At 58.9% G+C, this 14,208-nt stretch carries 10 protein-coding genes; 3 read left to right on the top strand and 7 right to left on the bottom strand.

Features of this window, described 5'->3' with window-relative positions; all coding sequences use genetic code 11:
* Positions 1-58: 58 nt before the first annotated feature.
* Together PMI01S_RS07220 and PMI01S_RS07215 are read right to left on the bottom strand one after the other, a co-directional pair.
* A complete protein-coding gene (locus PMI01S_RS07220; protein ID WP_084318778.1) occupies positions 59-454 on the bottom strand; it encodes a hypothetical protein in 396 nt (131 codons plus the stop codon).
* Entirely contained in the window at positions 451-5,319 is a 4,869-nt protein-coding gene (locus tag PMI01S_RS07215; protein WP_084318776.1) for an RHS repeat-associated core domain-containing protein, read from the bottom strand. Before PMI01S_RS07215 ends, PMI01S_RS07220 begins: the two co-directional genes overlap by 4 nt.
* 261 nt (positions 5,320-5,580) lie before the next feature.
* Between PMI01S_RS07215 and PMI01S_RS07210 the strand changes: the two genes are divergently transcribed.
* Positions 5,581-6,276: an HAD-IA family hydrolase gene (locus PMI01S_RS07210; protein WP_084318775.1), complete on the top strand. Its 696-nt coding sequence runs from the start codon at positions 5,581-5,583 to the stop codon at positions 6,274-6,276.
* 167 nt (positions 6,277-6,443) lie between these two features.
* Here PMI01S_RS07210 and PMI01S_RS07205 read toward each other — a convergent pair whose 3' ends face one another.
* On the bottom strand, positions 6,444-7,190 hold the full coding sequence (locus tag PMI01S_RS07205) for a 3-oxoacyl-ACP reductase family protein (protein WP_084318773.1): 747 nt from the start codon (positions 7,188-7,190) through the stop codon (positions 6,444-6,446).
* A 125-nt stretch (positions 7,191-7,315) separates the two neighbouring features.
* Between PMI01S_RS07205 and PMI01S_RS07200 the strand changes: the two genes are divergently transcribed.
* Positions 7,316-8,239 carry a LysR family transcriptional regulator gene (locus PMI01S_RS07200; RefSeq protein ID WP_084318771.1) on the top strand — a complete coding sequence of 308 codons (924 nt, stop codon included), beginning with the start codon at positions 7,316-7,318 and terminating at the stop codon, positions 8,237-8,239.
* A 46-nt stretch (positions 8,240-8,285) separates the two neighbouring features.
* Here the strand turns inward: PMI01S_RS07200 and PMI01S_RS07195 are convergent, their stop codons facing one another.
* The 3 genes from PMI01S_RS07195 to PMI01S_RS07185 all read right to left on the bottom strand — a co-directional run bounded on the left by PMI01S_RS07195 (position 8,286) and on the right by PMI01S_RS07185 (position 11,914).
* The gene (locus PMI01S_RS07195) at positions 8,286-9,014 is read right to left on the bottom strand and encodes an aspartate/glutamate racemase family protein (protein ID WP_084318769.1); all 729 of its coding nucleotides are present in this window, start codon (positions 9,012-9,014) and stop codon (positions 8,286-8,288) included.
* Positions 9,015-9,071: 57 nt separating this feature from the next.
* The gene (locus tag PMI01S_RS07190) at positions 9,072-10,607 is read right to left on the bottom strand and encodes an NCS1 family nucleobase:cation symporter-1 (RefSeq protein ID WP_084318767.1); all 1,536 of its coding nucleotides are present in this window, start codon (positions 10,605-10,607) and stop codon (positions 9,072-9,074) included.
* A gap of 566 nt (positions 10,608-11,173) precedes the next feature.
* Complete coding sequence (locus tag PMI01S_RS07185; protein WP_008042297.1) at positions 11,174-11,914, bottom strand: phosphoadenylyl-sulfate reductase; 741 nt, start codon at positions 11,912-11,914, stop codon at positions 11,174-11,176.
* Between the two features lie 172 nt (positions 11,915-12,086).
* Between PMI01S_RS07185 and thrH the strand changes: the two genes are divergently transcribed.
* On the top strand, positions 12,087-12,704 hold the full coding sequence (gene thrH, locus PMI01S_RS07180) for a bifunctional phosphoserine phosphatase/homoserine phosphotransferase ThrH (protein WP_084318765.1): 618 nt from the start codon (positions 12,087-12,089) through the stop codon (positions 12,702-12,704).
* Between the two features lie 110 nt (positions 12,705-12,814).
* Here thrH and pabB read toward each other — a convergent pair whose 3' ends face one another.
* Complete coding sequence (gene pabB, locus PMI01S_RS07175) at positions 12,815-14,152, bottom strand: aminodeoxychorismate synthase component I (RefSeq protein ID WP_084318763.1); 1,338 nt, start codon at positions 14,150-14,152, stop codon at positions 12,815-12,817.
* Positions 14,153-14,208 lie beyond the last annotated feature (56 nt).

Here is a 14,208-nt window from a genome sequence, read left to right as displayed (position 1 = left end):
CACTGTAGCCGCTGTTACTTCGAGCCATACCTCGAAAAGATAACGTGGGTTAACCACGTTATTCTTTTTCTGATTCGATCCATTTTCTGAAGAAATTTCGTTGAACCTCCGGATCATTCGTCAAGTTGTCTTCGTCATAGTCAAAAATGTAAACGATGTCGTCGAGTGATGCTTTTTTACCCAGTGTTAATTCGTACGCTTTTAAGCCGCGAGACATCTGTGAAGACATGCTGGAAGGGTGAACGTTGACCTTTGATCCTTTACAAAGAAATCGAATGTGGGGATGGTCTTCTCGAATCAGACCAAGGCATCTGTAAAAGTCAGTATCTTCATATGTTTTCTGGACACCGTTTCCCAGCACAAAAGTGATGGATACGGCTTTGCTGTCGCAGATCAGTTGAGCTGTTTCCTTTCTTCCATCAATACAGATTGTCAATTCAACTTCAGATGTCATTTCCTGATTTTCCTATTTGGATTGGGTATGGAATAGCCGAATTCTCTACCGTCATCAATGATCAACGTTGCTCCGAGGACATCCTCATTTTTAATCCGGTCTGGTATGGCTATTTCCTTCTCCCTATCGAATTGATACATCGCACCAAGCTCTTTCTTCAAGTCGTACCCGGGGATTTTCTGGAGCGTGTAGAGATAACCTATTTTCGTGTTGAAGCCGGTAGCAAAAGTTTTTCCCATATCTCTCGACGTTGATGTGCTAATAAAGTTGCTCGGCGGGTGGTCACTGTCGATAGAGTGGAGTAACAGATCATTGCTTTTACCTTTACTTTTGAAGCCGTTTTCGAATACATCATCAGGCTCTCGGCCATCTCCGCGGTATAAGTAATCGTCTTCTCCCTTCGGCTTAGGCAATGTGGGTTCAGCACCTTTTACGGTTGCCTTATTGGTTGAGTCCCCAACCGCCGCCCCGCATTTCCCCGTCCCCGGACAATCACTCAACCCCAACGGATCGACCCACCCCGTCGGGTTTCGCGTGTACTGATACTGGTTCAATCCTCCGGCCAGTTTGCTCGGATCCGACGTCAAATACCGTCCGACCTCCGGCTGGTAATACCGATGCCGGTTGTAATGCAGGCCGCTCTCGGCGTCGAAATACTGACCCTGAAACCGCAATGGCTGGTCAAGGATCTGGTGGGTGTTCCGGTTCAGTCGGGTGAGGCGGCCGTAGGCGGTGTATCGGGCGGCCCAGACGATGTCGCCGCTGTAATCCGTGAGCTCGTGCGGTGTACCGAGATGGTCGAGCTGGTAGTAAAACGGGCAAGCCTTGCGCGGACCTTTGCCGTCGAGCATGGCCAGCGGCCGTAGGCTGCCCGGTTCGTAGACATAACTGCGGTAATGCTCGCGGCTGCTTTCGGCGACGAGGTTGTCGCCCTGCCAGAAGAACTCGGTGGTTTTGCCGTCGACCGTTTTGCTGATACGACGGCCGAAGGCGTCATAGCGGTAACTCGCGCAACGACCGTCGGGCAGGGTGACGCCGATCAGCCGATGCTGGCAGTCGTAACGATATTCGGTGACAAGTTTTTGCCCAGTGCCAATCAGTTCGCGGCTGAGGTTGCCGAAGGCGTCGTAATCGTAATGCCGGTCGCCTTGCCTCAGCAGGCGATTACCCAGCACCTTCGCTACGCCGGGGCGATCCTGCATCAGCAGGTTTCCGGCCGGGTCATGGGCGAAGGTTTCCGGTTGGTGATCGCGGGAGTGGCGGACGCAAATCAGCCGGTCGAGCGGGTCGTAGCGGTAGCTGCGCTGGCCGTGCCGGGAGTCGGCGATGCTGTCGAGATTGCCATTGGCGCTGTAGGCATAATCGCGGCGATACAGCGATTGCTGTTGTCGGCTTACAGCGTGGGTCTTCAAACGTCCCTGGTCGTCGTACTGGTACTCGCTGAGCAACAGACCCTGTTGGCGGGTCTGTTCGCGATTGGCGACCAAGGTATGCAACGTCAGACGAGCTCCATTGAGGTCAATGGCCGTCAGTGCGCCACCCTTGGCGTGATGGAAATCGAGTTTGCTGTTGTCCGGCAGACGCAGGTGATTGAGTTGTCCACAGGCATCGTAGCCATAGCGCAACGTGCCCCATCCTTGGTGTTCGGTGACCAGCCGGTCCTGTTGGTCGTACGCGAACTCCAGCGGGTGATCGTGTCCGTCATCGATGCTGACCAACCGCCCAAGGCTGTCATAGCGGTACTCGACGCTGACGCCGTCCGGCAGCGTCTTGACCAGCAAGCGTCCAGTCGAATCCCGTTGATAAGCGGTAATCAGTGTCGAGTCGTCATCACCGAACTCGGTTTTCTCCAGCAGATGACCGTTGAGGTCGTAGGCATAGGCGGTGCGGCGGCCATCGAACCCGGTTTCCTGTCGGATCAATCCATTGGGTGTGTAGTCCAGCTGATATTGCTCGCCGGATTCGTTTTCGATCCCGGTCAGCAGTAACTGTGCGTTGTCGTAGCGGTAAAGCAGTTGCGTGCCGTCGGGATTGATCCTGCGGCTGATCAGGTGCAGATCATCGGCGTATTCAAAACGGGTGATGCGGCCCAGCTCATCACGTTCGGCAACGATCTTGCCGTAGGCGTTGTAGCTGAAGGCGCGAGTGGCACCTGTGGGAAACGTCGTCTGGAGCAGTCGTCCAACGGCGTCCCATTCGTACCGGGTGACGGCACCGTGCTCGTCCTGACGAGTAGTCTGCCGGCCAAGCATGTCGTAGGAAAAACGCCGCTGACTGCCATCCGGCAAGTTCTCTTCGATCAACTGGCCCAGGGCATTGCGGACGAGTAGATGCCGACTGTTGTCTGGGTAACGGGCCGAGAGCAGCCGACCTTTTCCGTCGTAGTGATAATGGGTGACTTGCCCGTCAGGATCGGTCGCTTCGGTGACGTCCCCCTGGGCATTGCGCTGGTACCTCCACACCGCTTTGCCGCGAGACTGCGCATGCAGGAAACCATGGCGGTATTCGTAGGACGTCGGCTCGCCTTCAGGTGGAGCCAGGGCAATCAGTCGCCCGATTTCGTCATAGCGGTATTGGGTAATCGCCCCCAGCGGATTCTTTTCGGCAATCAGCCGGCCTTTTTCGTCATAGGCGTTGCAGTGTTCCGCTCCGTCCGGTTCAACCCGCCGCACGAGCCGCGCCTGATGATCGTGCTGGTAAAACGCTTCGCTGCCATCGACGTTTTTTACCTGCACGCCACCGTTGTCATCCCAGACATACCGCGTATCCATTTGTGAAAACGACGCCCAATGTCGGACGCATCGCGCAGCCTTGCCGGACCTTTCCCACTCCCAGAAGAAACTCGCGCCACCGGCCAGCTGCCGCTGCAAAATGACCTGCTGGTCGTCGTAGTCGTAGCGTTCGCTTTCACCGAGGGCATTGGTGGCTTCGATCAACCGATGGCAGGCGTCGTAACGGTAGGCAACCAGTGTTTGTTCGGTGCGCCAGGCGTCTTCCAGCATGGCGGCTGGATGGAAGCTCTGATACTCGACGGCGGCGATGTGCCGGCGGTCATAGCGCAATCGCAGTGAGCGCCCGGCGCCATTGTCGAGGCGCTTGATTCTGTCGGACCTGTCGCGCTGCACTGTCAGCCGATTGCCATAGGCGTCGCTGATGGCCGTCAGTCGTCCTGTCCGGAAGTGGTAAAAGCGCACTGTTTCGCCGGCCAGTGCGAGCATCAGTTCTTCTGGCTCGTCCCCCAGATAAATCGCCGCCCGCGACAGGCTGTTGTGGATGGCCGGTCGTTCGCTGTCTGGCAGCGGGAAAGTGATGCGACGGTTTTCGTGGTCGATCCAGCTGACGATGTCGCCATCGATTTCCAGCCGATGCGCCAGGGAATGACTCCAGCCAAATCCGAGCCCTGCGTCGATTTCGGCGGCACTGGTGCGGTACACGCGGGTGAACTCGAACGGCAACAGACCATCCAGCGAGCCATCGATCAGGGTCAGCAGTTCTTCGCCGGTGACCATCGACACCGGGCAGCCGTTGGTCGCGGTGTTGTCCGCTGAATCGACACTGTCGCCGTTCGGGTTTTTCGCCGGGGCGGAGGCATCATCGCGATGTTCCTGCCGGCTCAGGCGGGTCTTGGCTTCGGACTTGTTGCGGGCAATGGCGAGCGGATTGTTGACCTGCACAGCCGCTGATTGACCGTCGTTGATGTGCAGTGGAACCGCTGGCGCAGGTTTGAATGGCGCATTCCTGGCGTTGACCATCAATGGTTTAAGCGCGCCCGCGTGACGGGTAAGATCAGCGCCCGTCGTAACCCCGGCCAGTCGCACACTCGCCGCCGCCAGCCATTGTCGTGCACGCTCGGACTTGATCTTGCCCAGTACTTTGGCGCTCATGCCGACGGTCAGTCCTGCAGGACCCGTGAGGCGCACCAGCAGGAAACCGATCAGTACCTCTGTGCGAATGTCCGCCACCACCTCGGCGACGAACTGCGGCGGCAACAGGCGCAACCAACTGGTGAAGGCCGCGAGATGGATGAACATCAACGGTTCATCGCTCAACACCAGCAACACGTTGGCGATGGCTTCGGCCGACGCGTTCAGCAGCGTTTCGAGCTCAACCTCGCTCAGGTACTCAAGGAGTTTTTCGCTGTTGGCTTGCAGGTCGGCCATCAGAGCAAAGACCTGCTTCACGTCATCCCACAAACCGTGCAGCGACTTCTCGAAACCACGCCAATCGGCCTGTTGCAGCAGGCCATAGCGCTCAGTGAACCCGGCCTCGGTAAACCCCGCCCACAAGGGCTCAAACTCGGTCGTCCACTCGTTGCGCAACCAACCTTCAAGTTCGTCGATCACGCTTTGATAAGAGGCGTAAAGCGCTTTGACGTGAGCGACGGAAACGTCGGGAAAAAATGTGATGCGGTATCGCTGGCCACGCCAGCATTCAGGGATTTCGAGAAGGCCGCTGGGGCCAATGACTTTGTGAATCGCCTCGCCAAACGTCGGTACGCCTTTGTCCTCGGCCAGCAGGGGTTCGAGCATCACTGGCGTATCGCCAATCGGCACAAAGCGCGCCGTGTCAAACATGTGCACCAGGGTCAAAGGGCCGCTGGCCGGGCACGTGGCGAGGGTCGAGCTGATGGGGCCGGTAGAATTCTTCGGTGCGCTCAAGCGAACGTCGTCACCGACCTTGAACACCTGCTCGACGTCCAGCGCCCAACCGGTCCAGAAATTTTCCGCCCAGGCTTCGTAGTCGTTGAGGCAGAGACGAAAATCCCCAAGCAGCGCCTCGACGTCCGGTTGTCCAGGGTTCATGGCGGCGACCACGATCAGGCCGATGGCGTTGTTCAAGGCCAGGACCTTGTCGGGGTTGAACATTCGCAGTCCCTCGCGCGGGTCGATTTTGATCGCGAGACTTTGCGGGGGATCAACAGGGAAAGAAGTCGGGAAAGGAGGCGTTTGGTGTAGGGCGAATCGCTAAATCATGGGCAGCGCTTTGGAACAGGTTCTGTCGGCGTCGGGAGATTGCCCGTTGCTCAATGTCGGCCGCGCTCGTTATGCTGCTGAACCCTTTAATCCAATCCGCGATTCAGCCGTACCTGAATCGGTCGGGATGTCATTAAAAACGGATCAGATGCGATGAATGCACCGCTGAAAGAGTTCGGCCCGATCAAAGCCGTGATTTTCGATATGGACGGCTTGCTGCTGGACACCGAGGGCATTTACACCGAGGTGACGTCGATCATTGCCGGGCGCTATGGCCGGACCTTCGACTGGAGCGTCAAGCAGAACATCATCGGCCGTGGCGCGGGCGATCTGGCGCGTTATGTGGTCGAGGCGCTGGAACTGCCGATCACTGCCGAGGAGTTTCTGGTGATCCGCGAGCCGCTGATGCGCGAGCGTTTTCCTACAGCGTTGGCGATGCCGGGGGCAGAGGAACTGGTTCGGCACTTGAAGGCCAACAACATTCCGATTGCAGTGGGCACGAGTTCTTCGCGTCAGTCGTTTGGCCAGAAAACCACGTTGCATCGCGACTGGTTTGCGCTGTTCGACTTCATCGTGACGGCCGATGACCCGGAGGTCGGTGCAGCCAAGCCGGCGCCGGATATTTTCCTCACGGCAGCACGACGCCTGGGCGTGGCGCCTGAGGATTGCCTGGTGTTCGAAGATTCGCCGTTCGGTGTCACGGCGGCGAAAGCGGCGGGGATGACGGCGATTGCGATTCCCGATGCAGCGATGGCTGACGAAAAATACGCACACGCTGATGGCATTCTTCGTACGCTGAAAGCGTTCAAACCGAGTGCATGTGGTTTGCCCGCGCTCGAGTGGGCCTAACACGACACGCAGGAAGAAACCGGCAAATGTGGGAGCGGCGGTGCGACGATTCGGCTTGCTCGCGAAGGCGTCGTATCAGTCGACATAATTGTTGCCTGGCACTCCCTCTTCGCGAGCAAGTCGAATCGTCGCACCGCCGCTCCCACATTTGATTTGCGTTTAACTCATCAAGCGCCGAAACCACCGTCGATGGTCAGGCTCGCCCCTGTGATATAGCCCGCTTCCGGCCCCACAAGGTAGGCGACGAAACTGGCGATCTCTTCCGCTTTTCCGTAACGACCCACCGCCATCAGCGGGATCAGGCTTTCGGCGAAGTCGCCGCTGGCCGGGTTCATATCCGTATCGACCGGGCCCGGTTGCACGTTGTTGATCGTGATCCCGCGCGGGCCGAGGTCACGGGCCAGGCCCTTGGTCAGGCCGACCAGTGCCGCTTTGCTCATGGCGTACGGGCCGCCACCGGCGAAGGGCATGCGGTCGGCATTGGTGCTGCCGATGTTGATAATGCGACCGCCTTCGGTCATGTGTTTCGCGGCGGCCTGGGTAGCGATGAACACGCTGCGTACGTTGATCGCCAGCGTCTGGTCGAAGTCTTCGAGTTTGAAATCCTCCAGCGGGGCAACGGCCAGCACGCCAGCGTTGTTGACCAGGATGTCCAGGCGACCGAAGGCTTTGACGGTGGCGCTCACGGCGTTGCGGATGGCCTCGGCGTCGGCACTGTCAGCCTTGATGGCCAGCGCCTTGCCGCCGTTGCCGATGATGCTGTTTTGCAGCTCTTCGGCCTTGGCCGTGGAGCTGACGTAGGTGAAGGCAACGGTTGCGCCTTCGGCGGCCAGGCGTTTGACGATGGCTGCGCCGATGCCGCGGGAACCGCCTTGAATCAAAGCCACTTTGCCGCTGAGGTTCTGAGTAGTCATGCTGATCTCCAAAGTCCCGAGGCGAGATGTCTCGGTTGATGGAGCCTAGTATCGAATTCCGATTACACGCTGAGTAGCCGGTAATTGCGATAGTCTGTGTAAACCAGAAGTTTATAGTGGCGCCTATGGAAACCTTCAGCAGTATCGAATGCTTCGTGCGCAGCGCGGAAGTCGGCAGCTTTGCCGAAGCTGCGCGGCGACTGAGCCTGACACCCGCCGCGGTGGGCAAGAGTGTGGCAAAACTTGAGGCGCACCTCGGTGTGCGGTTGTTCCAGCGCAGCACCCGCAGCCTGACGTTGACCGAGGCCGGTCAGCTGTTTCTCGGCGAAGTCAGCTCCAGCTTGCTCACGATCCAGAATGCGGTGGCTAACCTTGCCAGCGCCGAAGGACGTCCGGCCGGTACGCTGAAAGTCAGCATGGGCACGGTGTTCGGACGATTGTATGTCGTGCCGTTGCTGGGTGAGTTTCTGCGGCGGTTTCCGGCGATCAACCCGGATTGGCACTTCGATAACCGACAGGTCGATCTGATCGCTCAGGGATTCGATGCCGCGATAGGAGGGGGATTCGAGCTGCCGCAAGGCGTCGTGGCGCGCAAGCTGACGCCGGCCCATCGGGTATTGGTGGCTTCAGCCGAGTATCTGGCAGGGCGTGAGGCGATCGTCGAACCCGATGACCTCAAACATCACGATGGCATCCTCATTCGGTCGCCGCAGACGGGGCGCGTGCGTTCCTGGCAGTTGACCAGTCGCACTCAGCAACACAGTCCTCTGACGCTCAAGGCGCGGATGACCATGAGCGATTCGGAAGCTGCCTGTGCGACCGCGACTCAGGGGTTGGGCATTGCGCTGGTGAGCATGCCGTTTGCTGCGGGGTACCTGGAGGCCGGGACGTTGCAGCGGGTGTTGCCCGATTGGTACGTCGACGATGGCAACATTTCTATCTATTACGCGGAGCACAAATTGTTGCCGGGCAAGACCCGGGCGTTTGTCGATTTCATTATTGAGCAGTTTGCGGAGCAGGGGTTGGGGCGGCGGTTTAGTGCTCTATGAGGTTGGCTTGCTCGCGATGGTGTCGACTGGGTCTAACGGTGCAAACTCAACGCCCAAACCGGCCCGGCCACCCAATAATGTTCTTCGGCCGCGGCGTCGCGTACGTCCGCACTTTCGACGTCGACAACCCCAATCGCACCAGCGATTCGGCAATGGTCACCGCCGCTGTCACACCATCCACCACCGGAACCCCGGTGCGCCGGCGAATCTGTTCGTCCAGCCCGGCCATCCCGCCGCAGCCGAGGCAAATCACCTCGGCCTTGTCCTCAAGCACCGCCCGTTCAGCCTGACCAACAATCGCTTCCAGCGCCCGCTGCGGATCGGATTCCAGCTCCAGCACCGCGAGGCCACTGGCCCGCACCGATGCGCATCGGTCCCAGAGGCCGGAGAGTTTCAGGCGGTCCTCGATCAGCGGCACCGTTCGGTCCAGCGTAGTGACGACCGAATAGGCATGGCCAAGAAACATCGCCGTGCTCGCGGCGGCATCGGTGATGTCCACCACCGGCACATTGAGCAACTCCTGCAACCCTTCTCGACCGTGCTCGCCGTAACCGGCCTGGATCACCGCATCGAAAGGCTGGTCGTAGGACATCACCCGGTCCATCACCGCGATAGCGGCGAGGTAGCTTTCGAAATTGCCTTCGATGGAGTCGGCGCCGAAATGCGGGGTCAGGCCGATGATTTCGGTACCGGGCGCGGCCACGGCTTGTGCCGAACGGGCAATGGCCTGGGTGATGGATTCAGTAGTGTTGACGTTGACCACGAGAATTCGCATGGGAAGTCCTTATAGCGGGGTGGTTCTGCGGCCCGACGGTGCCGGGCCGTCATGGGGTTAATGGCTGACGTTGTCGACTGCGATGGCTTCGCCGTTGACGTCCGCGTAGTGGGGCTGCCGCTTGGCGATGATCAGGTAAAGCATCCCGGCAATGCCGGCGCCAATGAGCCAGGAGAAGGGCGATACGAGGTGGAAACCCGGCACCAGCGCCAGGACGATGGCGATCAGCGCTGCAGGAATGAACGCCGCCACCGCACGTAAGTTGACGCCACGGCTGTAGTAATAAGCGCCGTCGGGGTCCTCGCTGTACAACTGCGGCACGTTGACCTGACCTTTTCGTACAAGCCAGTAGTCGACCATGATCACGCCATACAACGGGCCGAGCAGGGCGCCGAGGCCGGACAGGAAATACACGATCACCAGCGGGCTGTTGTAGAGGTTCCATGGCAGGATCAGCACCGCAATGGTCGCACTGATCAGCCCGGCGCGGCGGAAGGTCAGGTACTTCGGCGCCAGGTTGCTGAGGACGAAGGCCGGGGCGACGAAGTTGGCCATGATGTTCACCGCCACGGTGACGATCAGGAACGCCAGGCACCCGAGTACCAGAAAGAAGGTGTCGGGAATCGACGCAATGATTTCAGTCGGGCTTTCGATGATCCGGCCGTTGATCTGAAATTGCGCACCGCACAACAGGACGGTGATGCCGGCGAACACCAGAATATTCACCGGCAGGCCCCAGAAATTTCCGACCTGGATCGTCTTGCGGCATGGCGAAGAGCGGGCGAAGTCGCAGAAATTGAGAATCAGCGTGCCGTAGATTGCCAGCCACAATGCACCACCGGCGAAGATGTTGCGCCACATCTCGCCGCCGGTCAGCGGCTCGCGGATCGACCAGGCGATGGTCGCGTTGGCCTGAAAGTACATCCAGGCGGCGAGGGCCGCGACGGTCAGCAGAATCACCGGTCCGGCAAACGCTTCGTAGCGCCGCACCATCTCCATGCCGTAGGCAAGGATCGCCAGTTGCACCAGCCAGATGGCAACGAAACACACCCAGCCCAGGCTCGACAGACCGAGGATCGAATTGTGGTCGTAGTCGGCGAAGCCCGGATGCACTGCCGTCAGCAGCACGCGAAACACCACCGAGGCCAGGTATGTCTGAATGCCGAACCAGGCGATGGCGATAACGGCGCGGATCAGTGCAGGAATTTGCGCCCCGTGGATACCGAAACTGATCCGGCTGATGACTGGAAACGGCACCCCGGTTTTCTGGCCCATGTAGCCGGACAAGTTCATGAAGCCATACACCAGCGCCGCACCGATCCCGAGCGACAGCAGAATCTGCCAGCCGCCCAGGCCCAGCGCATACAAACCGATGGCGAAGGAGTAGTTGGCGATGTTGTGAACGTCGTTGGTCCACAGGGCAAAGATGCTGTAGCGGCCCCAGCGCCGGCCTTCGGCTTTGGTCGGCGCCAGGTCTTTATTGTGCAGGCGCGGGCTGAGCACCACGGGTTCTTGAAAGGTTTTATCGTGAGCAGTAGGTGGAAAGGAGGACAGATCCAGCGCGATGTTGTTATCAGGGAGGCGAGTACGCATTCCGGCAGGCTCCGAGCTTGGCGTCGCGATGACTGTGCATGAGCGTAGGCTCGACAAATCTTCGTCGCGGGCAACAAGCGTCATTGGTTACGGGGCATCTGCAGCCTGTACGGGATAGGGCGCTTCAGGCTTGCGGATCTAAAGTGTGTGTATGTTTTGATTTAATTGTATACAAAACATGTATGCACATAAGCCAGATCCATGCCAGCCAGAGGTCTATGATTTTCGCTGCTAATTTCGTTTTGTTATTGATGTGCAATAAGTGATTGAAATTCAGGTGATATAAATTAACCGGATGAACAGGTATTTATTTTTCAGCGGGATTCGCAGGGAAGGTCTACAGAGGAATTCAGGAAGGGAGGATGTAACCATTTGGGGCGTCGAAACAAAAGTGCACACATTAATGGCACCTATGGTGACATTCGTGTGTACACATTTAATGGGCTGGTCACGAAACCTGCAGGAGCCTGGCTTGCTGGCGATAGCGGTGTGTCAGCCACAGCTTCTTGACTGGAAAATCGCTATCGCCAGCAAGCCGGCTCCTACAGGAAATTCGCCAGGCGGGATCAGGCTTTGGACTTGCTGATGATATTGCCGGCATGCAACCCGCATTCTTTCTGCGTTGCCTCTTCCCACCACCAACGACCTTCACGCTCGTGCTGGTTTGGCAGTACCGGGCGGGTGCACGGCTCGCAGCCGATGCTGATGAAGCCGCGCTCATGCAGGCTGTTGTACGGCAGCTCAAGCATGCGGATGTAACCCCAGATTTCCTCGCTGGTCATTTGCGCCAGCGGGTTGAATTTGTACAGGGTGCGTTCCGGGGTGGAGAAGGCGGTGTCGATTTCCAGCACCGCGACGGCGCTGCGGGTGCCAGGGCTCTGGTCCCGACGCTGGCCGGTGGCCCAGGCGGTCACGCCCGACAGCTTGCGGCGCAGAGGTTCGATCTTGCGGATGCCACAGCATTCACCATGGCCGTCCTTGTAGAAGCTGAATAGGCCTTTTTCCTTCACGAACGGTTCAAGTTTCGTGTAGTCCGGCGACACCAGTTCGATGTCGATCTTGTAGTGCTCGCGCACCTGATCGATGAAGCGGTAAGTCTCGGGATGCAGGCGGCCGGTGTCGAGGCTGAACACTTTGACGTTCTTGTTCAGCTTCCAGGCCATGTCCACCAGCACCACGTCTTCGGCGCCGCTGAAAGATATCCACAGGTCATCGCCGAACTCGGCAAACGCGAGTTTCAGGATGTCCTGGGCGGATTTGTTGGCATAGGTCGTGGCGAGTTCCACGACATCGAACGATGGGCTCATCAGGGCGGCTTCCTACAGGTCGGTGGCGCTGGGCGCTCTATATGGGCTGATGGTAACAAAATCCTGCAGTGGCTGGCGCGCCCTCTGCGTTGCGCAGCCCCGCCCGAGTCGCTAGAGTTCGGCAGTCCTTTTGCTCGCTCGACTCAATAATCAATACAAATGGGAGTGTCTTGTGGAAATTGCCTGTCTGGATCTGGAAGGTGTACTGGTCCCGGAAATCTGGATCGCGTTCGCCGAAAAAACCGGGATCGAATCCCTCAGGGCCACCACCCGGGACATTCCCGACTATGACGTGCTGATGAAGCAGCGCCTGCGGATCCTCGACGAACATGGCCTGAAACTCACCGACATCCAGGAAGTGATTGCCACGCTCAAGCCGCTGGACGGTGCTGCCGAGTTCGTCAACTGGCTGCGCGAGCGCTTTCAGGTGGTGATTCTGTCGGATACGTTCTACGAGTTCTCGCAGCCGCTCATGCGCCAGTTGGGCTTCCCGACCTTGCTTTGCCATCGTCTGATTACCGACGATACCGGGCGGGTAACGAGCTATCAGTTGCGTCAGAAAGATCCGAAGCGTCAGTCGGTTTTGGCGTTCAAGAGCCTTTATTACCGGGTGATTGCTGCGGGAGACTCGTACAACGACACCACGATGCTGGGCGAGGCGGATGCGGGGATTCTGTTCCATGCGCCGGATAACGTGATTCGCGAGTTTCCGCAGTTCCCGGCGGTGCACACGTTTGAGGATTTGAAGCAGGAGTTCATCAAGGCTTCGAATCGGGCGTTGAGTTTGTAGTCGCCTGAAATGATGCCTTCGCCAGCAAGCCGGCTCCTACGGGTTTTGTGTGGAACCACGATGACGCGATCAACACAAAACCCGTAGGAGCCGGCTTGCTGGCGATGCTGTTAAAGGTTTTGCAGGGTGTCGAGCAACACCTTCACCTTGGTAATCGATTCCTGATACTCGGCCTGCCACTCCGAATCCGCCACGATCCCGCCGCCGCCCCAGCAACACACCTGCCCATCCTTCACCAGCAAGCTGCGGATCGCGATGGAGCTGTCCATCTCGCCGCGCACGTCCAGATACAGCAACGAACCGCAATACAACCCGCGTCGGGTCGGCTCCAGCTCATCGATGATCTGCATCGCGCGAATTTTCGGGGCGCCGGTAATCGAGCCGCCCGGGAAGCTGCCGGCGATCAGGTCCAGGGCATCACGGTCATCCGCCAGTTCGCCCGTCACGCTGCTCACCAGGTGATGCACGTTCGGGTAACTTTCCAGGCTGAACAATTCCGGCACTCGTACCGAGCCGATGCGGCAAGTCCGGCCCAGATCATTGCGCAACAGGTCGACGATCATCAGGTTTTCCGCGCGGTCCTTGGGACTGGCCAACAATTCGGCGGCGTTCGCCGCATCTTCCGCATCGGTCAGGCCGCGAGGGCGGGTGCCTTTGATCGGGCGGGTTTCAACGTGGCGTTCGCTGACTTTGACGAAGCGTTCAGGCGACAGGCTCAGCACCGCGCCACCGTCGGGCAGGCTCTGGAAGCCGGAGAAGGGCGTCGGACATGCTGCACGCAACGCGCAGTAAGCGGCCCACGGATCACCTTCGCACTCGGCGCGAAAACGCTGGGCGAAGTTGACCTGGTAGCAGTCACCAGCCTGGATGTACTGCTGAATACGCTCCAGTGCCCGGCGATATTGATCAGCGCTCAGATCGGCATGCATCGGCGTTTTCAGTTGAAATGCCTGGGCCGCTGCGACCGCAGGTTGAGTGAACAGCGTCATCAGCCGTTGACGTTCGCTGTCGATCAGTGACGGGTGGAACACCAATTGACTGGTCATTCGTTGGTGATCGCTGATCAGCGCCCAGTCGTACAGTCCGAAACGCGCATCGGGCAACTGCAGATCATCTTGTGCCTGGCTCGGCAGGCTTTCCAGATGCCGACCGAAGTCATAGCTCAGATAGCCCATCAAACCGCCAGCGAAGGGCAGATCATGCGGAACAGCCGCTTCGCCCAGTCGTGTCAGATGGGTGCGCAGACGCTGCAGGAAATCGCTGCCACTTTCGTCAGGCAACACCGTCAGTTGCTCGAGTGGCCAGGCACTGAGCAGGTCATAACGTCCGCGATCAGCCGTTGGTCGGCCGCTGTCGAGCAGCACGGCACCGGGGGCATGACGGATCGCCGCGAAGTACTCGGCGGGATTGGCGAGATAGGGCAGGGGGTGTACGGAACAGGTCAACATGGGCGGGGCAGATCAGCCATCGAGGCGGGGTGGCGATTGTAGTCCCCTCAGGGATT

It is taken from the genome of Pseudomonas migulae NBRC 103157 (genome assembly GCF_002091715.1).
Taxonomy (GTDB): Bacteria; Pseudomonadota; Gammaproteobacteria; order Pseudomonadales; family Pseudomonadaceae; genus Aquipseudomonas; species Aquipseudomonas migulae_A.
Note: the sequence above shows the minus strand (reverse complement) of the source record. Positions and strands in the feature narration are given on the sequence as shown.

Excerpts from the sequence above, each read along its gene's own strand:
- PMI01S_RS07210 (WP_084318775.1), top strand. The coding sequence starts at position 5,581 with ATGAATGCACCGCTGAAAGAGTTCGGCCCGATCAAAGCCGTGATTTTC.
- PMI01S_RS07205 (WP_084318773.1), bottom strand. The coding sequence starts at position 7,190 with ATGACTACTCAGAACCTCAGCGGCAAAGTGGCTTTGATTCAAGGCGGT.
- PMI01S_RS07190 (WP_084318767.1), bottom strand. The coding sequence starts at position 10,607 with ATGCGTACTCGCCTCCCTGATAACAACATCGCGCTGGATCTGTCCTCC.
- PMI01S_RS07185 (WP_008042297.1), bottom strand. The coding sequence starts at position 11,914 with ATGAGCCCATCGTTCGATGTCGTGGAACTCGCCACGACCTATGCCAAC.
- PMI01S_RS07220 (WP_084318778.1), bottom strand. The coding sequence starts at position 454 with ATGACATCTGAAGTTGAATTGACAATCTGTATTGATGGAAGAAAGGAA.
- PMI01S_RS07195 (WP_084318769.1), bottom strand. The coding sequence starts at position 9,014 with ATGCGAATTCTCGTGGTCAACGTCAACACTACTGAATCCATCACCCAG.
- PMI01S_RS07215 (WP_084318776.1), bottom strand. The coding sequence starts at position 5,319 with ATGTTCAACCCCGACAAGGTCCTGGCCTTGAACAACGCCATCGGCCTG.
- pabB (WP_084318763.1), bottom strand. The coding sequence starts at position 14,152 with ATGTTGACCTGTTCCGTACACCCCCTGCCCTATCTCGCCAATCCCGCC.
- PMI01S_RS07200 (WP_084318771.1), top strand. The coding sequence starts at position 7,316 with ATGGAAACCTTCAGCAGTATCGAATGCTTCGTGCGCAGCGCGGAAGTC.